The organism is Nonomuraea cavernae (assembly GCF_014646355.1).
GTDB lineage: Bacteria > Actinomycetota > Actinomycetes > Streptosporangiales > Streptosporangiaceae > Nonomuraea > Nonomuraea cavernae.
The window spans coordinates 649,293-667,068 of the sequence record NZ_BMNH01000001.1 but is presented as its reverse complement, the minus strand read 5'-3'; the positions used below and the strand labels follow the sequence as shown (position 1 = coordinate 667,068).

The window sequence follows — 17,776 nt, the reverse complement described above, 5'->3', positions numbered from 1 at the left end:
CGCACCGGAACGGCGAGAAGGGGCGCACCGGCCGGTGCGCCCCTTCCTGGCAGAGCTCCTGAAGGCTCGCCCCCTATCCGCCTTCCAGCCGCGAGGGCGTTGGGGGCTGCGCGGGTGTCATCCCGTGCTGGTGGTGTCCGGGCAGGGGGGTGTGCTGAACGTCACGCCGTCCAGGAAGTTGCCGGCCGTCGGGCTGCCGCCCGCGGCCGACACCGATTCGAAGGCGAATCGGGTGGTGGTCTGTCCCGGAGGCACGACGTACACGCCGGTGTAGTAGCCCCAGGCGGTGTTGTCGTCGGAGAGGTCCGGCGAGGACGCCCCGGTGGGGACCTGCGCCACGGTCGAGCCCGGCGCCCCGATGAGCACCCGCATCACGTCGGCGCCCAGGCGGCCCCGGTGATACAGCGACCAGGTCATCGGGGTTCCGGGAACGGTGGGCACGTCCTGGTAGAGCGTGGAGACCTCGTTGGCGTTGAGCTCGGCGTACTGCTGGCCGTCGGCCGCCGGTGCCCCGCTGCGCCAGATCTCCAGCTTGTTGTCGGTGGCGGTGGTGTGCCAGCCGACGCTCGGGTCGGTGGAGGCGTCGGGGATGTTCCAGTCGACCGTGGCCACGGGCGGCGTCTCGAAGCTGCCGTTGATCAGGTTGACCGGTTTCCAGGGGCAGATGACGGTGACGGTGACCGTGGCGGTGCTGGTGCCGCAGGCGGTGGTGATCGTGTAGGCGAAGGTGTCGGTGCCGGCGAAGCCCGGAGCGGGCGTGTAGGTCACGTTGCCGCCGGAGAGCGTCGCGGTGCCGTTGCCGGGCGTCGTTACGTTGCTGATCGCCGGCGAGCTCGCGGTGTCGTTGCCCAGGACGGGCACGTTGACGGCCGCGCCCATGGGAGTGGTGGCGGTGTCGGCGATGGCGACGGTGGGCGAGATGGACTGTCCGTTGACGATCTGGATCGGCGGGGCGGGTGTGTTGTTGCCGAGCTGGCCGGGCGCCGCGATGACGCTGCTGATCCCGGTCGGCCGGATGGTCATGCCGTTGCCGATGGTGCCCTGCCTGACCCGGAAGGTGATGACCTTGGGAGACGGGTCGGTCTTGGTGCCCGACGAGGTGATCGACAGGGTGTTGCCGCTGATGGCTCCGGTCCCCGACTCGCTGATGACAGTGGCGTTGGCCAGCAGAGACGACAGATCCCACGTGGTGGTGTAGCGGCTGACCAGCAACGGCCACTGGGTCGTGCGGTGCGTCAGGGTGAGGGTGAAGACGGTGCCAGGTGCGATCTGTCCGCCCCACAGGGAGGGGGAGGTGTCGACCGAGACCGACCCGCTGCCCAGCCGTGCGCCGATGACGTTCTTCCAGTAGTAGCTGACCGGGTAGGTCGCCTGCCCATGCCGGACACAGGGCGTGGCGGCGGCTCGCGCGACGGCCCGCCGCGCGCTGTCGTGCGCACCGCCTTCGGCGGCGGCCGCCGGCGTCCCGGGCACGGCCAGCAGCGTCAACAGCGCACCGGCCAGGGCGGTGAGCGCGGATCGGGATCGTTGTGACATCAACACTGAACTCCCACTGTCCTGAGGGATGTCGTCGTAGATCGACTTCACGACGGACGTTACTCTACGTAGTCGTTCAAGTGCGTTCAGGCGTGTACGCGATCTCCGTGTCGTGGCGCGGAGTGGGTGCATGGGGCTGCGGAACCCTCGGCCTGAGGCGACCGGATTCCAGCAGGCCCGGCACCTCTGTCCAACTGGTGCTGGACGTGCACGCGGTCCGCCCGCGCCTCTACTCGCCTGGGACGATCACACCGGTCTCGTACGCGGTGATCACCGCCTGGACCCGGTCGCGCAGCCCCAGCTTGCTCAGCACGTTGCTGACGTGCGTCTTCACCGTGTGCTCGCTGACGACCATGGCCTGCGCGATCTCCGCGTTGGACAGGCCGCGCGCGATCATCCGCAGCGTCTCCTGCTCGCGCGTGGTGAGCACCCTCAGCCGTTCCAACGGCGGTGCCGCGGAACGGGGTGGCGCCCCGGAGGTGAACTTGGCGATCAGTTTCGTGGTCACCGCGGGCGCGAGCAGGGACTGGCCGGCCGCGACCACTCGTACGGCGTGGACGAGGTCGTCGCGGCGGACGTCCTTGAGCAGGAACCCGCTCGCGCCCGCGCGCAGCGCGTCGTAGACGTAGTCGTCCAGGTTGAACGTAGTCAGCACGAGAACACGGCAGTCGCTGTTCGCGCACACGATGCGGGCCGCCTCGATGCCGTCCATGACCGGCATGCGAATGTCGAGCAGGAGCAGGTCGGGACGGTGCTCTCGGACGGCCTCGACCGCTTCGAGACCGTTGCCCGCCTCGGCGACCACCTCGATGTCCGGCTGGGCATCGAGGATCATGCCGAACCCGGCGCGTACCAGTTCCTGGTCGTCGGCCACCACCACCCGCACGGTCATAGCGGCAGCCGTACCGACACGATGAACCCTGGACTGTCAGGCCGCAGTCCGGCGGTGGCCTCGCCGCCGCAGGCGGCGGCCCGTTCGCGGATACTGATCAGACCGTTCCCGCCCGAGGGCAGTGAACGGGCACCGCCCGTGCCGTTGTCGGTGATGTCGATCATCAGGTTGTCGTCCTCCCAGGTGAGCCGGATGTCGGCGTGGTCCGCGCCGGAATGCTTGACGATGTTGGTGAGTGCCTCCTGTGTGATCCGGTAGGCGGCCACCGCGCTGTCGGGTGTGAGCGGGCGCGGTTCACCCGATTCGACGTAGGCCACGTCGAGGCCCGTGCCGCCCACCTGACTGGCCAGCACGGGCAGGTCGGCGAGCGTGGGCTGGGGCGCGCGCAGCGCCTCGTCCTCCTTCAGCACCCCGAGCATGCGCCGCAACTGCACCATGGCGTCGCGCCCCGTGGCGGCGATCGTGTCGAACGTGGCCTCGGCCCGCGCCGGGTCGCTGCTCACCACCACGGGTCCGGCCTCTGCCTGCACCACCATCAGGCTGACCGAGTGGGCCAGGATGTCGTGCATGTCGCGGGCAATCCTGGCCCGCTCGCGCTCGGCCGCTCGCTCGGCTTCCAACTGACGCTCCTTCTCAAGTCTCGCGGCCCGTTCCTCAAGGGTGGCCGCGTGGGCGCGGGCGGTGGCCGCGGCCCTGCCGATCGCGTACGCCGCGACGATCTGCACCATTCCGCGCAACGCGGTATCCCACGACCCGACCGTCAGTACACTGCAGAGGCAGGTCAGCGGGAGCACGGCGATCCTGGGCACGGGAGGGGAGTAGGCGGCCACCGTGTAGAAGGCGACGAGCATCCCGTACCAGATGGGCTGGGACGCGACGTTGCCTGCGAGGTCGTAGAGCAGGCTCACGCCCACGCTGAGCGCCAGCACGGTAAGCGGCGCCCGGCGCCGCCATGCCAGGGGGACAGAGGCGCCGATCGCGACCGCGTACCCCCACCAGTCCCACGGTTGTCCGGTGTAGCTCCTCGACGAGATCAGTGGCCACAGCTGGAACAGCGTGATCAGCCCGGCCAGTACCGCGTCCACCCGCATGTGGGGAAGTGCCTGGAGCCTGCGGCGAGCGACGTCAACGAGGGTCAGATCGGACACAGTGCGCCATTGTTCCTCAGACATGGACAAGCGTGTGATAAGCGGCGACGAAGGCGAAGCGATGCATGGGGGGAATCCTGCGGCCGGTGGGGAGGGCAGGCATCGCCGGTACGGGTGATATTTCCGCTCCCTCACAGGAGGGAGCGGAAATGGGAAGCACCGGCGATCCGCGCCGGCACCGGTGATCGACAGGATGGTCACATCGCTACGGCAACCCCTCCCACCTGGAGACATCCGATGAAGTTGACAGCCGCCTGCCTCGCCCTGGCCACCCTTCTCGTGGCGACGCCCGCCCAGGCGGTCACGCCCGCCCAGGCCCTCACGCCGAGCGCCTGCCCGCCCTCGGCCGCCGTCCAGTCCGATTCGGACGCGCCCATCCCGCCCGTCAACGCCGCCGCGCTGCGGCAGTCCATCGCGGGCCTGCCCGCGGCCGACGCCACCGCCGCGATCGTCCGGGTGGGCGGCACCAAGGGCTCGTGGCGGGGCGTGACCGGCGTGGCCGATCTCACCACCCGGCGCGAGGCGTCGGAGCACGCACGCTTCCGGGCGGGCAGCGTGACCAAGATGTTCACCACCGCGGTCGTCCTGCAGCTCGTCGCCGACGGCGACGTCTCACTCGACGGTACGGTCCAGCACTACCTGCCCGGCCTGCTGCCCGACTCCTACCCCGAAGTCCGCGTCGGCCAGTTGCTCAACCACACCAGCGGGCTGCCGTCGCCCGACCTGCCGGACTCGTTCGAGTGGGCCTACCGGACCCGGTTCAAGACGTGGACGCCGCAGGAGTACGTCGCGCTGGCCGTGCGGAACCCGATCGAGTTCACGCCCGGCACCAGGCAGCACTACCTCAACATCAACACGTTCGTGGCCGGCCTGCTGATCGAGAAGGTCACGGGCCGCTCCTACAAGCATGAGGTCACCACCAGGATCCTGCGCCCGGTCGGCATGCGGGACAGCTACCTGCCTGGCACCTCGCCGCGCATCCGCGGCCCGCACCACAAGGGCTACCAGTCCGTGCCCGCGGGCTTTACGGACGCCATCGCCTACAGTGCGGGGCACGTGGTCGACATGACCAAGAGCAGCGTCACCTCGACCTGGGCCTCGGGCGACCTCATCTCCACCGCTGCGGACCTGGAGAAGTTCGTCAAGGCACTGTTCTCGGGTAAGGTCGTGCCGCCCGCGCAGCTGGAGCCGATGTTCACGGTGCCAGACGTGACGATGTACGACGACTGCGGCAACCAGCCGGCCGTCTACACCTCGGGCATGTCAAAAGTGGTGCTTCCGGGTGGGATCGTCGCCTATGGCAAGACCGGCGCGCGCTACGGGTACGCCGCCGGCGTCGGTGCGACCCGCGACCTGAGCCGGACCCTGGTCTACTCGGTTAACTCCACCGACGCCAAGGCCTCCGGCCAGAACGAGCGAACCCTGGGCATCGCGCTGGCCGCCTACGCGGGTCGAGCCCACGGATGAGCCCCGCTGGTGGGCCCTTGAATGCACCGCCGGCCCCGACGCCCTGGTTCGTCGGCCCTTTGCGTGAAGCGCTCTGAACTGAGACCTACACGCCAGAAGGGGTGTGCCGCTGAATCGGCACACCCCTTCTGAACTGGCGGAGGATAGGAGATTTGAACTCCTGAAGGGTTGCCCCTTACACGCTTTCCAAGCGTGCGCCCTCGGCCACTAGGCGAATCCTCCGTCGCCGAGTTTACCGGACTCCTCAGGTTGTGGTGACCACGATTCACTGGAGCGAGCACTGCGACATCCCGCTAGACTGTCCACGGACCCCTCGCGCGGCGTCATCCTGTGAACCTCCCCAGGGCCGGAAGGCAGCAAGGATAAGCGGGCTCTGGCGGGTGTGCGAGGGGTTCTCTTCGTTAGAAGCCCCCTCGCAGGCGGGATGGTCGCATGAGTCTTGCGCTTTACCGCAAGTACCGACCCGGGACGTTCGCCGAGGTCAAGGGTCAGGAGCACGTCACAGATCCGCTGCGGCAGGCATTGCGGACCGGCCGGGTCAACCACGCCTACCTGTTCAGCGGCCCGCGCGGCTGCGGCAAGACGTCCAGCGCCCGCATCCTGGCTCGCTCGCTCAACTGCGAGAAGGGCCCCACTCCCGACCCCTGCGGCGCCTGTGAGTCGTGCGTCGCGCTAGCCCCCACGGGGCCCGGCCACCTCGACGTCATCGAGATCGACGCGGCCTCCCACGGTGGTGTCGACGACGCGCGTGACCTGCGCGAGCGGGCCTTCTTCGCGCCCGTCTCCGCGCGCTACAAGATCTACATCATCGACGAGGCGCACATGGTGACCCGAGAGGGTTTCAACGCGCTGCTCAAGCTCGTCGAGGAGCCTCCGCCCCACCTGAAGTTCATCTTCGCGACGACCGAGCCCGAAAAGGTCATCGGCACCATCAAGTCGCGCACCCACCACTACCCGTTCCGGCTGATGCCGCCCGCGACGCTCCGGGCGCTGCTGGAGGAGATCCTCTCCTCCGAGAGCGTCCCCTACGAGCCCACGGCCCTGCCTCTGGTCGTCCGCGCGGGCGCCGGGTCCGCGCGTGACTCGCTGTCCATCCTCGACCAGTTGCTCGCAGGGGCCGACGACGCCGGCATCACCTACGCCAAGGCCGTCTCGCTGCTCGGCTACACCGACGGCGACCTGCTCGACGAGGTCGTCGACGCGTTCGCCGCGCATGACGGCGCGCGGGTCTTCCACACCGTCAACCGGGTGATCGAGGGGGGCCACGATCCCCGCCGGTTCGCCTCCGACCTGCTCGAACGGTTCCGCGACCTGGTCATCCTGGCCAACGTCCCCGAGGCGGCCTCCAGCGGGCTGCTCGACCGGCCCGCCGACGAGCTGGAGCGTCTCGTGGCGCAGGCCGCCTCGATGGGGCCGGCCGAGCTGACCCGGGCCGCCGAGATCTTCAACACGGGTCTCACGGAGATGCGTGGCGCCACCTCGCCCCGGCTGCTGCTTGAGCTCATGTGCGCGCGCGTCCTGCTTCCGGCCGCCGCGCAGGGCGAGGCGGCGCTGCTCGCCCGGCTCGAACGTCTCGAACGCGGCGGCGCCGTCGCCGCCATGGCCGCCCGCACCGGCCCCGCCACGGCCGTCGTCTCCCAGCCGGGAGTCGCCGGCGCCCAGATGGCCGAGCTCCGGCAGGCGGCCGCCACAGCCGGGTCGGTGGTGCCGGGCGGGCCCGGCAAAGGCCCCGCGGCCGCTTCCGCGAGTGGTCACGCGGGGAGCGGCCAGGCCGCGGGTGGTCAGGAGGTCGGCGGCCAGCCGGGTGACGTCTCGGTCGATCAGGCCCGCGACGCCGCGGGCGGCGCGCCGACTTCGCCGGGTGATCAGGCCGCCGACGACGGCTGGCCGGAGCCGGCTCGTCCGGGAGCCGGGGCCGGCGCCGCGAACACCTCGGGATCCGCTACGGGGCCCGTCACACAGGCGGGCGGCCCCAGGCCGGCTGAGGCTGCGGCGCCCGCCGCCACGCAGAGCGGCACCGGAGCCGGGGCGCTCCAGCAGCAGTGGCCGGCGGTGCTGGCCGCGCTCAAGCAGCGCAGCATCGTGGTCTGGGCCAACGTGAGCACCAACGCCCAGGTGGTCGGCGTCGAGGGCAACCTGGTCACGCTCGGTTTCTCCCAGGTCGGCGCGATGAAGAACTTCACCGGTGGCGGCAAGGACGCGGTGGTGGCCGCCGCGCTCGGCGACGTGCTGGGCGGCACCTGGCGGGTCGAGGCGGTCGTGGGCGGCTCGCCCGCGCCTCAGGCCAACCGAGGGCCGCAGTCGGGCCCGCCCTCCGGCCCGACACGTCAGCAGGCCGCGCCGCAGCCGCAGACGCACACTCCTCCGGCCGCGCAACACCAGTCCGGTGCCCGTACGAGCTCGCATGGGTCGTCATCCGGGCAGTCCGGCGCCCAGGAGGCGAGCCAGCCGCCTGGCCCGGCCGGGCACGCCGCGCCGGCAGGCGGCGGACCGGCGGCCGGCACGGCCGTCATCTCCGCGTCCCCGGGTCGGCAGACGACGGACGAGTCCTGGCCGGACGCCCCGGACGAGCCCGGGCCCGGCTCGCCGCCCGGGCCCGACCCCACGCACGCGAGCGTGGTCGCGACCGGTGCGGGCCTGGCCGCGGCCAGGTCGGCGGCCAAGGCAGCCGCTCAGGCGGGGCCCCGCGCCCCTCGGCAGACGGGCACGACGGCGTGGCCGGACGCCATCCCCAACCGCGTCAAGGGGCCCGAGTCGGACGACGTCGACCCGCTCAACGACGCCGACGCCGACGTGGACGAGCTCTCGGGCATGGCGCTCCTGCAACGCGAGCTGGGCGCCCAGCTGATCGGCGAAATCGACCACACCTGACCGGTAAGGCGCCCCTGTGCGCGTGCCGGGTCAGTCGGCGGTGAGGCGGGCGTGGGCGGCGGCGGCGCGGTGGTCGGTGGAGGGTAAGGAGTCGGCGAGGCGTTCGAGGATCTCGATGTCCTCGCGCCCGTGGGCCGTCTGGGCGTAGGCCCACAGGTCGCCCGGCGAGCCGCTGAGCAGCAGGCGGCTGCGCACCTGTACTTCGAGCTCGTCGCGTTCGCGGCGGATCTCGGGCGACTCCGAGCGGGGCAGCAGGGGGCCGGTGTAGGTGCGGGCCAGCGCGGTCGGGGCGTCGGCCGCGAGGAGCTGCCTGACCTGCAGGAAGTCGGCCTCGACCGGCGACGTGAGCTGGTAGGGCTTGGCGGTGACGCGGCCACCCAACTGGCCGCGGAGCCGGTGGATCTCGGCCCTGATGGTGACCGGGTTGCCCTCGTCGCCGTACAGGTGGAAGGAGAGCTGCTCGGCGGTGAGGCCGCAGGGGTGGAGAGCCAGGAGGGCGAGGATCTCGGCGTGCCGGAGGGAGAGCGGCAGGCGGCGCTCGCCGATGGCGGCGGTGGGCTGGCCGTCGCCGAGGAAGCTCAGGGTGAGCGTGGGGGCGGCCGGCGGCGCGCCCTGGACGAGGTAGCCGTCGGCGAACGGCTCCAGCGTGGCCACGCGGCCGTCACGGAGCAGGAGGCGCTCGCCGGAGGCGGGGAGCTGGACGCGTTCGCCGAGGACGCCGGTCGGGTCGCCGGCGATGACGCGGCCGGTGGCCGACAGCAGGATGCCGGGACGCCCGCGCAGGGCGTCGAAGCGGTGGCGCAGGCGGGCGTCGCGTTCGTGCATGCGCAGGGCGAGCTGGGACTCGGCGAGCTTGGCCGCGGCGCCGACCAGGGCCACGGTGGCGGGGTGCAGGCTGGGCGCGGTGCCGCTCACGTCGACGCAGCCGAGCAGCGCGCCCGTGTCAGGGTCGACGATCGGGGCGGCGCCGCACGACCAGACGTGCAGTATGCGCAGGAGGTGTTCCTCGGAGTAGACGTGCACCGACCGGCGGGTGGCCAGGGCGGTGCCGATGCCGTTGGTGCCCATGCGGCCCTCGGCCCACTGGTGGCCGTCGGCCAGCCCCACCCGGTCGGCGAGGCGCATGACGTCGCGGTCGCCGTCGCGCCACAGGACCCGGCCCTCGCTGTCGGTGACCACCACGACGTGCTCGGACGCCTCGGCCGTGACGGTGAGCGTCTGGGCGAGCAGCGGGAGCAGGGGACGCAGTGGGTGGGCGGCGCGTACGTCGGCGAGGTCGGCGGAGTCGTAGACGAGGGGAGCCGGGCCGCCGTCGGGGTCGATCCCCGCGTCGATGGAGCGCCGCCAGGACGCGCTGATCAACTGGCGGAGGCCGGCCGGTGGGAGCCTGCCCGACACCGCCCTTTCGTACGCATGGCGCAGGCGGTCGGAATACGCGTCGAGATCGGCGTAACTCATCGGCCACTCCAAGTAGTCAACCCCCCGCATGGCGAGCATCGACGCTGGAGGTGTGTCGGCGCAACCGTTTCGAGGGATCGCGAAGGGTGATCAGGTCATCGCAACGTGTGTGCAACGTCACGGTGGCTAAGGTCTTCGCTCAAGCGTCGGCATGAGCGCGGCCGCTCCGGTCGGCGTGATGGCCGGGTCCTGGACACTGGAGGGGGGCCGGGACCCGGCCGAACAATGATCAGAGGTCGAAACACCTGCATGCCGCCAGTACATGACGACGCCCAAACACCGTAGGCTCGTGACAGTCAAGAACGCGGAGCCACGAGGAGCGCACGACGGTGAACCCAGGGGATGTCAACCTGCAGCAGCTGCTGGAGCAGGCCCAGCTCATGCAGCAGCAGCTTGTGAGCGCCCAGCAGGAGCTCAACGACGCGCAGATCGAGGGCTCGGCCGGCGGCGGCCTGGTCACGGCCGTCGTCAACGGTTCGGGCGAGCTGCTCGAGCTCAAGATCGACCCGAGTGTGGTCGACGCCGCCGACCCGCAGGACACGGCCGACACGATCGCCGACCTGGTGATCGCGGCCGTGCGCGACGCGGTGCGCGCGGCGGCCGATCTGCAGCAGGAGAAGCTCGGTCCGCTGGCCCAAGGGCTGGGCGGCGGCGGTCTCGGTCAGTTGCCAGGGTTCTAGGCATGTACGAGGGCGTCGTCCAGAACCTGATCGACGAGCTGGGGCTGCTACCCGGCGTCGGTCCCAAAAGCGCGCAGCGGATCGCGTTCCATCTGCTGGCGGCCGATCCGGTCGACGTCAAGCGGCTGGCGCACGCTCTGCTGGAGGTCAAGGAGAAGGTCCGGTTCTGCCGGGTGTGCGGCAACGTGGCCTCCGAGGAGGAGTGCCGCATCTGCCGAGATCAGCGCCGCGACACGCATGTGATCTGCGTGGTGGAGGAGCCGAAGGACGTCGTCGCGATCGAGAAGACGCGCGAGTTCCGCGGCACCTACCACGTGCTCGGCGGCGCGATCAGCCCCATCGACGGCATCGGGCCCGACGACCTGCGCGTCCGTGAGCTCATGACGCGGCTGGCCGACGGCCGCATCACCGAGCTCATCCTCGCCACCGATCCCAATCTGGAGGGCGAGGCGACGGCGACCTACCTTGCCCGTCTGGTCAAGCCGATGGGTGTGAAAGTGACACGACTGGCCAGCGGTCTGCCTGTGGGCGGTGACCTCGAGTACGCCGACGAGGTGACCTTGGGCCGCGCGTTCGAAGGACGGAGGCTGCTGGATGTCTGACCAGTGGAGTGCGCTCGCCGAAGAGATCGCCGGGCACGCGCAGAATTACGTGGACGGCCTGACCAGGGTCGCCGGCGGTGAGGGCGGCGACGCCATCTGGTCGTTGCTGCTGGTCGAAGTGGCTCAGGTGAGCCTCGCGGGCGCCAAGCTCGGCGCCAACGAGGACGTCATCCTCTCCGGCAACTACGAGCCGCCGCTGAGCGAGGACCCTGACATCGACGGCGTCCGCACGGCGCTGGCCGAGCTGCTGGAGGCGGTCGACGACTACGCCGAGGTGTTCGACCCGTACAAGGACACGGGCGTCACCCCCTACCGGCTGTCCGATGACCTGACCGCGGTCGCGGCCGACCTCATCCACGGGCTGCGCCACTACCAGGCCGGCCGGCCGCACGAGGCGCTGTGGTGGTGGCAATACTCCTACTTCAACACCTGGGGCAACCACGCGGGCGCGGCCATGCGCGCGCTGCAGGCTCTCGCCGCGCACTCGCGCCTCGACGTGGCGGAGGAGACCACCTCGGTTTGATCATCCACATAGTGATATAGCCCAGCGGCGCCATGAAACGCCCCCGGTAGACTGGCACCTCACAGTCCTAACCGGGAGACTCTCGTGGCGCTCGTTGTGCAAAAGTACGGTGGTTCGTCCGTCGCCGACGCGTCCTGCATCAAACGGGTCGCGCAGCGGATCGTCGCGACGAAAAAAGCCGGCAACGATGTCACGGTGATCGTGTCGGCCATGGGCGACACCACCGACGAGCTGCTCGACCTGGCCGAGCAGGTGTCGCCGCTGCCTCCGGGCCGCGAGCTCGACATGTTGCTCACCTCCGGCGAGCGGATCTCGATGGCCCTGCTGGCCATGGCGATCGCCAACCTGGGCTACGAGGCGCGGTCGTTCACCGGCTCGCAGGCCGGCGTGATCACCAATTCCACACACGGCAAGGCGCGCATCATCGACGTGACGCCGAGCCGCATCCGTGAGGCGCTCGACCGTGGTCACATCGCGATCGTGGCCGGGTTCCAGGGCGTCTCGCAGGACACCAAGGACATAACGACGCTCGGCCGGGGCGGCTCCGACACCACGGCGGTGGCGTTGGCGGCGGCCCTCGACGCCGACGTCTGCGAGATCTACACCGACGTCGACGGCATCTTCACCGCGGATCCCCGCATCGTGCCCACAGCCCGCAAGATCCCCAAGGTCTCCTACGACGAGATGATGGAGATGGCGGCCTGCGGGGCGAAGATCCTGCACCTGCGCTGCGTCGAGTACGCTCGCCGGTTCGCCCTGCCGATCCACGTACGCAGCTCGTTCAGCACCAGGGAAGGCACGTGGGTCGTCTCCGACCCTTACACCGAAGGAACCGAGATGGAGCAGCCGATCATCTCCGGCGTCGCGCACGACCGGAGCGAGGCCAAGATCACCGTGGTCGGGGTCCCCGACAAGGTCGGAGAGGCTGCCGCGATCTTCAAAACCCTGGCCGGCGCCGAGATCAACATCGACATGATCGTGCAGAACGTCTCGGCCGCGGCGACGGGCCGCACCGACATCTCGTTCACGCTGCCCACGGCCGACAGTTCGACCGCGCTGACGGCGCTGAAGCGGATGCAGGGCGAGATCGCGTTCGAGTCGCTGCTCTTCGACGACCAGATCGGCAAGGTGTCGCTGATCGGCGCGGGCATGCGCTCGCACCCGGGCGTCACGGCGACGTTCTTCGCGGCCCTGGCCGACGCCGGGGTCAACATCGAGATGATCTCCACCTCGGAGATCCGCATCTCGGTGATCGTCGATCAGGACGACGTCGACGTGGCCGTGGCGGCCGCCCACCGAGCGTTCGAGCTCGACGCAGACCAGGTCGAAGCAGTGGTGTATGGAGGCAGTGGACGATGAGCAGGCCCAATCTCGCCCTGATCGGGGCCACCGGTGCCGTGGGCACCGTCATGCGCGACCTGGTGTCCACCCGTGACGACATCTGGGGAGAGGTCCGTCTCGTCGCCTCGGCGCGTTCCGCGGGCAAGGTGCTGCGGGTGCGCGGTGAGGACGTCGTCGTCCAGGCGCTCACGCCCGAGGTCTTCGACGGCATCGACATCGCCATCTTCGACGTGCCCGAGGAGGTGTCGGCCGTGTGGGTGCCGATCGCGGCCGAGCGCGGCGCCATCGCGATCGACAAGTCCGGCACGTTCCGTATGGAGCCTGACGTGCCGCTGGTGGTGCCCGAGGTCAACCCGCTCGACGCGCGTGACCGGCCGCGCAACATCATCTCCACGCCCAACTGCACGACGCTGTCGATGATGGCGGCCATGGGGGCGCTGCACGCCGAGTACGTGCTCAAGGAGCTCGTCGTCGCCTCCTACCAGGCGGTGTCGGGCGCCGGTGTGGCGGGTTCGGCCAGACTCTACGACGAGGTCGAGGCGCTGGCCGGTGATCGGGCGATCGGTCAGACGGCCGGTGACGTGCGCAAGGCGCTGGCCAACAGGCTGCCCGAGGAGTCGCCGTTCCCCGCGCCCATCGCGTTCAACGTGGTGCCGTGGGCGGGCTCCTACAAGGACGGCGGCTGGGCGTCGGAGGAGCTGAAGCTCCGCAACGAGTCGCGCAAGATCCTCGGCATCCCCGACCTCAAGGTCTCCGCGACCTGCGTCCGGGTGCCGGTGATCACCACGCACTCGCTGGCCGTGCACGCCCGGTTCGAGCGTGAGATCACGGTCGCCGACGCGCACCGGATCCTGGAGGCGGCGCCGACCGTGGTGCTCATGGACGACCCGGCCAACGGTGTCTGGCCGACGCCGATCGACGTGGTGGGCACCGACCCGACCTATGTGGGCCGGATCCGGCAGGCGGTCGACTTCCCCAACACGCTCGACCTGTTCGTGTGCGGTGACAACCTCCGCAAGGGGGCCGCGCTCAACGCGGCGGAGATCGCCGAGCTGGTCGCCGGCGAGCTGTAGGGACACTTTTCGCGCGACGGCGCCGTGCCCGGTCATCGGGCACGGCGCCGTCACGCTCTCACCGGAACATGATGTCCCAGTGGTCCGCCTCGTTGGCGAAGATCGTGCCCGAGGCGGAGCGGTACAGAGCCGACCCGTCGCCGCGGTGACCCACCCTCTGGTGGGTGCCGCTGATGTGACGGTTGATGCAGGCGTTCTTTGAGATGTCCAGCTTGTAGCCCTGGCCGTGGCTGTAGCGGCCGGGCGCGTGGCCGACCTCGGTGCCGCCGGTGACCATGATGGGGCAGCCGCTCTCGCGCTTGAGCTGGATGACCCGGGCGATCGTGTTCGTACGGACGGAGTCCAGGGAGGTGCACGTGCGCACCTGCCGGTTGGTGCAGCGGCCCGTCGACTGGTAGCGCAACCCGGCGTTCTTCAGGTAGTCCGCGGCGAGGCTGTGCGAGAGGTGCGTCATCGCGTGCCGGGGCCTCGCGCGGCTCAGGTTCAGCTTCGGCAGTCCTTTCTGGTCGCCGTCGGTCATGGACCGCAGCGTGGCCAGGCCGATCTTCTCGCTCGCCTCGCCGAGCACGCCGGCCGTCTCGCCGGTCTCACCGGGCACGATCTCCCCGGACTGGCCGGACAGACCGGCCAGCATGACGGTCTGGCCGGAGGTCGGCGCGTACCAGCGGGCGACCTCGATCGGTCCCTCCAGCCGGTACGTCCGAGTGATGATCGATGGCGCTTGCCGCGGCTCCCCGTCTGGAGGCCTGGGGGCGGCGGAGGCTGCTGAGGCCAGCGCGATTATGGAGATCTCAATGCCGAGGAGTACGCCTACCAGGAGGCGCACACTTCCACGTATCCACATGTCGATGCCTTTTCGCGGAAATAGCCCTTCCGCCTGAAACATCAATCCCATGCTTCACACCAGCTGACCCCTGTCGCACACGGATCTTTGCCGTGTGTCGGCGATCACCGTGCGGCTCCATGACCTAACTGGCATCACGCCGTAAAGTGACGGACGTGTCCGAAGCCCGAAGCAGAGGAGCGGAGAGCACCCGAGAGGTCATCGTCGAGACGGCCTTGCGACTGTTCCGGGAGCGCGGCTTCGACGCCACGACGATGCGTGCGATCGCGGCCGAGGCCGGTGTGTCCGTGGGTAACGCCTACTACTACTTCGAGAGCAAGGAGGCGTTGATCCAGGCGTACTACGACCGGGCCCAGGCCGAGCACGAGGCGGCCTGCCGTGAGCTGCTCGCCACGACGCCGTCCTTCGCGGCCAGGCTGAGCGGCGTGCTGCGCGAGTGGGTGCGCGTGTCCGAGCCCTACCACGAGTTCGCGGTCAAGTTCTTCAAGCACGCGGCCGAGCCCACCAACCCGCTGAGCCCGTTCAGTGCCCAGTCGTCGCCGGCGCGCGAGGCGTCGATCGCCATCTACCGGCAGGTCGTCGAGGGCTCACGCGACTCCATGAACACCGAGCTGCGCGAGGAACTGCCCGAGCTGCTCTGGCTGCTCTCGATGGGCATGGTGCTGTTCTGGGTGCACGACACCTCGCCCGGCTGCGAGCGCACCCATCGGCTGATCGACGCCACGGTGCCGCTCGTGGACCGGCTCGTCGGCCTCTCGCACCTGCCGGGTCTGCGGGGGATCACGAAGGACTTCATCGCGGTGGTGCACGAGCTGCGCGCCTAACCTGACCGGATCTTCGCCGGCGGAGACGACATACCATCCGGTTGGTATGGTCGCGGTACTGTCGCTTGGCTGGAGGTCTCGATGACACAGAACTGGGGCATGACGATCCCCTTCTTCGACCGTTCGCTGGCGAACTCACGGGAGCTGATCGCGGAGCTGCCCGCGCTCGGCTACACCGACGCCTGGTCGGCCGAGGTCAACGGGGTCGACGGCTTCGTGCCGCTGGCCATGGCCGCCGAGTGGGCCCAGGGGATCAGGCTGGGCAGCGCGATCGTCCCCGTCTCCACCCGCGGGCCCGGCCTGCTGGCCATGTCCGCCGCCACACTCGCCGACCTGGCCCCCGGACGCTTCGTGCTGGGCATCGGCTCGTCCTCTCCCGCGATCGTCGAGCGCTGGAACGCCGGCACCTTCGCCAAGCCCTACGCCCGCACCCGCGACACCCTGCGCTTCCTCAGGAAGGCGCTGGCCGGCGAGAAGGTGTCGGAGGCGTACGAGATGTTCGAGATCAAGGGTTTCAAGCTGGAGCGGGCGCCGAAGGTGGCGCCCAAGATCGTGCTGGCCGCGCTCCGGCCGCGCATGCTGCGCCTGGCCGCCGAGGAGGCCGACGGCGCGATCACCAACTGGCTCTCGCCCCAGGACGTGCGCCAGGTGCGGGCCGAGATCGGGCCGGACACCGAGCTGATCGCCCGGCTGTTCGTGTGCGTCAGCGAGGACACCGCCAAGGTACGCGAACAGGCCCGCTGGATGCTCGCCAGCTACCTCACCGTGCCCGTCTACGCGGCCTTCCACGACTGGCTGGGCAGGGGCGAGGTGCTGCGGCCGATGCACGAGGCCTGGGCGGCGGGCGATCGCCAGGCCGCGCTGCGGGCCATCCCCGACGAGGTGGTCGACGCGCTGGTGGTGCACGGCGACGCCGCGACGTGCCGGGCCCGGATCCAGGAGTACGTGGACAACGGCCTCGACACCCCCGTCCTCGCCCCCATCCCCGGCGGCGAGGTCTCCATCACCCAGGCCGTACGCGACCTGGCCCCCAAGGCCTGAACGGAGGACACGTGGACGACGTGCTGAGGCTGGACGCGATCGGACAGGCGCGGGCCGTCCGCGACGGCCAGGTGTCGCCCCGGGAGCTGGTCGAGGCGGCGATCGCCAGGATCGAGGCCCGCGACGGCGAGCTCAACGCCGTCGTCCACCCACGGTTCGAGCGGGCGCTGGCCGAGGTCGACGGCCTCCCCGCCGACGCGCCGTTCCGCGGGGTGCCGATCCTGCTCAAGGATCTCGGCTGGGCGCAGGCCGGGGAGCCGTACAGCGCGGGCTCGCGGGTGCTCGACGGCGTCCCGGTCGAGGCGGACGGCCACGGCACGGTCAGGCTGCGGGCCGCCGGGTTCGTGGTGCTGGGCCGTACGAACACGCCCGAGTTCGGCAGCACGATCACCACCGAGCCGGTCGCCTTCGGGCCCACGCGCAATCCGTACGATCCCGCGTATTCAGCGGGCGGGTCGAGCGGTGGGTCGGCGGCGGCGGTCGCGGCCGGGATGACGGCGATCGCCACGGCCAGCGACGGCGGCGGCTCGATCCGCATCCCCGCCTCGCTCTGCGGCCTGGTGGGGCTCAAACCCACCCGTGGCCGCGTCAGCTTCGGCCCGCTGGGCGGAGAGGGGTGGAGCGGCTTCTCCTGCCCGGGGTTCGTGACCAGGACCGTCCGCGACACGGCGGCGGCGCTCGACCTGGTCTCCGGCTACGTGAACGGCGACCCGTACGACGCCCCTCGGCTGCCGGGGCCGCTCGCCGAGGAGGTCGGCGCGGACCTGGGACGGCTGCGCGTCGGGTTCGTGAGCAGCCACCCGAGGGGCGACGTGCCGGACGTGCCCGAGGTCACCGAGGCGGTCACCCGTGCCGCCGGGCTGCTGGAGACGCTGGGCCACGACGTGTCGCCCGGCTGTCCCGAGGCGCTCGGCGAGGCCGACTTCCCCCGTCACTTCGGCGCGATCGTGGCGAACAACCTGGCGGCGGAGATGGCGAACATCGGCGTCCGGCGCGGCAGGCCCGTACGGATGGAGGAGCTGGAGCCGCGCAACGCCGCGATGGTCGGCGCGGCGGGCAACCACAGCGCGGCCGAACACATCCTGGCCACACAGTGGATCGACGGGTTCCGCAGGCGGATGGCGGCGTGGTGGGATTCGGGCTACGACCTGTTGCTGGCGCCGTCGCTGGGCGTGGCGCCGTTCGAGCTCGGCTGGATCCCGCCCGACGACCTGAGCGTCGCCCTGGGCCGCACCGCGCACGCCGTGGGCTACACCTCGCCGATCAACGCGACCGGCCAGCCGTCGATCTCGCTGCCGCTGCACGGCACCCGGGCGGGGCTGCCGGTGGGCGTCCAACTGGTGGCGGCGGCGGGCAGGGAGGACCTGCTGGTGCGCGTGGCGGCGCAGATCGAGCAGGCCGCGCCGTTCACCCACGGCGCTCTGCGCTGAGCTGGGAACCGGCGCGGGGCGGGGCCTCGCGCCAGGAAGCGGCGTG

At 70.6% G+C, this 17,776-nt stretch carries 15 protein-coding genes, 1 tRNA gene and 1 other RNA gene; 11 read left to right on the top strand and 6 right to left on the bottom strand.

What is annotated here, in order from left to right:
• Positions 1 to 117: 117 nt before the first annotated feature.
• The 3 genes from IEY82_RS03070 to IEY82_RS03060 form a co-directional block, all read right to left on the bottom strand.
• Positions 118 to 1,536 (bottom strand): Ig-like domain-containing protein, encoded by a 1,419-nt coding sequence (locus IEY82_RS03070; RefSeq protein ID WP_189122354.1) that lies wholly within the window; start codon positions 1,534 to 1,536, stop codon positions 118 to 120.
• A gap of 229 nt (positions 1,537 to 1,765) precedes the next feature.
• Positions 1,766 to 2,428, bottom strand: coding sequence for a response regulator (locus IEY82_RS03065; protein ID WP_189122353.1), 663 nt, complete (start codon positions 2,426 to 2,428; stop codon positions 1,766 to 1,768).
• On the bottom strand, positions 2,425 to 3,576 hold the full coding sequence (locus IEY82_RS03060; protein ID WP_225262075.1) for a sensor histidine kinase: 1,152 nt from the start codon (positions 3,574 to 3,576) through the stop codon (positions 2,425 to 2,427). Before IEY82_RS03060 ends, IEY82_RS03065 begins: the two co-directional genes overlap by 4 nt.
• 237 nt (positions 3,577 to 3,813) lie before the next feature.
• Between IEY82_RS03060 and IEY82_RS03055 the strand changes: the two genes are divergently transcribed.
• Entirely contained in the window at positions 3,814 to 5,043 is a 1,230-nt protein-coding gene (locus IEY82_RS03055) for a serine hydrolase domain-containing protein (RefSeq protein ID WP_189122351.1), read from the top strand.
• 134 nt (positions 5,044 to 5,177) lie between these two features.
• Here the strand turns inward: IEY82_RS03055 and IEY82_RS03050 are convergent.
• Positions 5,178 to 5,265, bottom strand: a tRNA-Ser gene (locus IEY82_RS03050).
• 82 nt (positions 5,266 to 5,347) lie between these two features.
• On the opposite strand from IEY82_RS03050, the gene ffs reads away from it, so the two are divergent.
• Positions 5,348 to 5,443, top strand: an RNA gene (gene ffs, locus IEY82_RS03045) — signal recognition particle sRNA small type.
• Between the two features lie 32 nt (positions 5,444 to 5,475).
• Positions 5,476 to 7,914, top strand: coding sequence for a DNA polymerase III subunit gamma and tau (locus IEY82_RS03040; protein WP_189122350.1), 2,439 nt, complete (start codon positions 5,476 to 5,478; stop codon positions 7,912 to 7,914).
• A 30-nt stretch (positions 7,915 to 7,944) separates the two neighbouring features.
• Here IEY82_RS03040 and IEY82_RS03035 read toward each other — a convergent pair whose 3' ends face one another.
• On the bottom strand, positions 7,945 to 9,372 hold the full coding sequence (locus IEY82_RS03035) for a helix-turn-helix domain-containing protein (RefSeq protein WP_189122349.1): 1,428 nt from the start codon (positions 9,370 to 9,372) through the stop codon (positions 7,945 to 7,947).
• Positions 9,373 to 9,701: 329 nt separating this feature from the next.
• Between IEY82_RS03035 and IEY82_RS03030 the strand changes: the two genes are divergently transcribed.
• The 5 genes from IEY82_RS03030 (at position 9,702) to IEY82_RS03010 (ending at position 13,591) form a co-directional block, all read left to right on the top strand.
• Entirely contained in the window at positions 9,702 to 10,052 is a 351-nt protein-coding gene (locus IEY82_RS03030) for a YbaB/EbfC family nucleoid-associated protein (RefSeq protein WP_189122348.1), read from the top strand.
• A 2-nt stretch (positions 10,053 to 10,054) separates the two neighbouring features.
• A complete protein-coding gene (recR, locus tag IEY82_RS03025; RefSeq protein WP_189122347.1) occupies positions 10,055 to 10,654 on the top strand; it encodes a recombination mediator RecR in 600 nt (199 codons plus the stop codon).
• Positions 10,647 to 11,177, top strand: a complete 531-nt coding sequence (locus IEY82_RS03020; protein ID WP_189122346.1) for a DUF5063 domain-containing protein — start codon at positions 10,647 to 10,649, stop codon at positions 11,175 to 11,177. Before recR ends, IEY82_RS03020 begins: the two co-directional genes overlap by 8 nt.
• A gap of 84 nt (positions 11,178 to 11,261) precedes the next feature.
• Positions 11,262 to 12,536 carry an aspartate kinase gene (locus IEY82_RS03015; RefSeq protein ID WP_189122345.1) on the top strand — a complete coding sequence of 425 codons (1,275 nt, stop codon included), beginning with the start codon at positions 11,262 to 11,264 and terminating at the stop codon, positions 12,534 to 12,536.
• A complete protein-coding gene (locus tag IEY82_RS03010; protein WP_189122344.1) occupies positions 12,533 to 13,591 on the top strand; it encodes an aspartate-semialdehyde dehydrogenase in 1,059 nt (352 codons plus the stop codon). The genes IEY82_RS03015 and IEY82_RS03010 overlap by 4 nt, the downstream gene beginning before the upstream one ends.
• Positions 13,592 to 13,649: 58 nt before the next feature.
• Here the strand turns inward: IEY82_RS03010 and IEY82_RS38855 are convergent, their stop codons facing one another.
• The gene (locus IEY82_RS38855) at positions 13,650 to 14,417 is read right to left on the bottom strand and encodes a hypothetical protein (protein ID WP_225262073.1); all 768 of its coding nucleotides are present in this window, start codon (positions 14,415 to 14,417) and stop codon (positions 13,650 to 13,652) included.
• A 173-nt stretch (positions 14,418 to 14,590) separates the two neighbouring features.
• Between IEY82_RS38855 and IEY82_RS03000 the strand changes: the two genes are divergently transcribed.
• From IEY82_RS03000 to IEY82_RS02990, 3 genes are all read left to right on the top strand, one after another.
• Positions 14,591 to 15,259: a TetR/AcrR family transcriptional regulator gene (locus IEY82_RS03000; protein ID WP_189122343.1), complete on the top strand. Its 669-nt coding sequence runs from the start codon at positions 14,591 to 14,593 to the stop codon at positions 15,257 to 15,259.
• A gap of 81 nt (positions 15,260 to 15,340) precedes the next feature.
• Positions 15,341 to 16,300 carry an LLM class F420-dependent oxidoreductase gene (locus IEY82_RS02995; protein ID WP_189122342.1) on the top strand — a complete coding sequence of 320 codons (960 nt, stop codon included), beginning with the start codon at positions 15,341 to 15,343 and terminating at the stop codon, positions 16,298 to 16,300.
• Positions 16,301 to 16,311: 11 nt separating this feature from the next.
• Positions 16,312 to 17,730 carry an amidase gene (locus tag IEY82_RS02990; protein WP_189122341.1) on the top strand — a complete coding sequence of 473 codons (1,419 nt, stop codon included), beginning with the start codon at positions 16,312 to 16,314 and terminating at the stop codon, positions 17,728 to 17,730.
• Positions 17,731 to 17,776: the final 46 nt, after the last annotated feature.

Bases quoted from the DNA above. Each gene is read 5' to 3' on its own strand.
- IEY82_RS03035 (WP_189122349.1), bottom strand. From the start codon at position 9,372: ATGAGTTACGCCGATCTCGACGCGTATTCCGACCGCCTGCGCCATGCG.
- IEY82_RS03070 (WP_189122354.1), bottom strand. From the start codon at position 1,536: ATGTCACAACGATCCCGATCCGCGCTCACCGCCCTGGCCGGTGCGCTG.
- IEY82_RS03020 (WP_189122346.1), top strand. From the start codon at position 10,647: ATGTCTGACCAGTGGAGTGCGCTCGCCGAAGAGATCGCCGGGCACGCG.
- IEY82_RS03010 (WP_189122344.1), top strand. From the start codon at position 12,533: ATGAGCAGGCCCAATCTCGCCCTGATCGGGGCCACCGGTGCCGTGGGC.
- IEY82_RS03065 (WP_189122353.1), bottom strand. From the start codon at position 2,428: ATGACCGTGCGGGTGGTGGTGGCCGACGACCAGGAACTGGTACGCGCC.
- IEY82_RS03055 (WP_189122351.1), top strand. From the start codon at position 3,814: ATGAAGTTGACAGCCGCCTGCCTCGCCCTGGCCACCCTTCTCGTGGCG.
- IEY82_RS03040 (WP_189122350.1), top strand. From the start codon at position 5,476: ATGAGTCTTGCGCTTTACCGCAAGTACCGACCCGGGACGTTCGCCGAG.
- IEY82_RS02995 (WP_189122342.1), top strand. From the start codon at position 15,341: ATGACACAGAACTGGGGCATGACGATCCCCTTCTTCGACCGTTCGCTG.
- recR (WP_189122347.1), top strand. From the start codon at position 10,055: ATGTACGAGGGCGTCGTCCAGAACCTGATCGACGAGCTGGGGCTGCTA.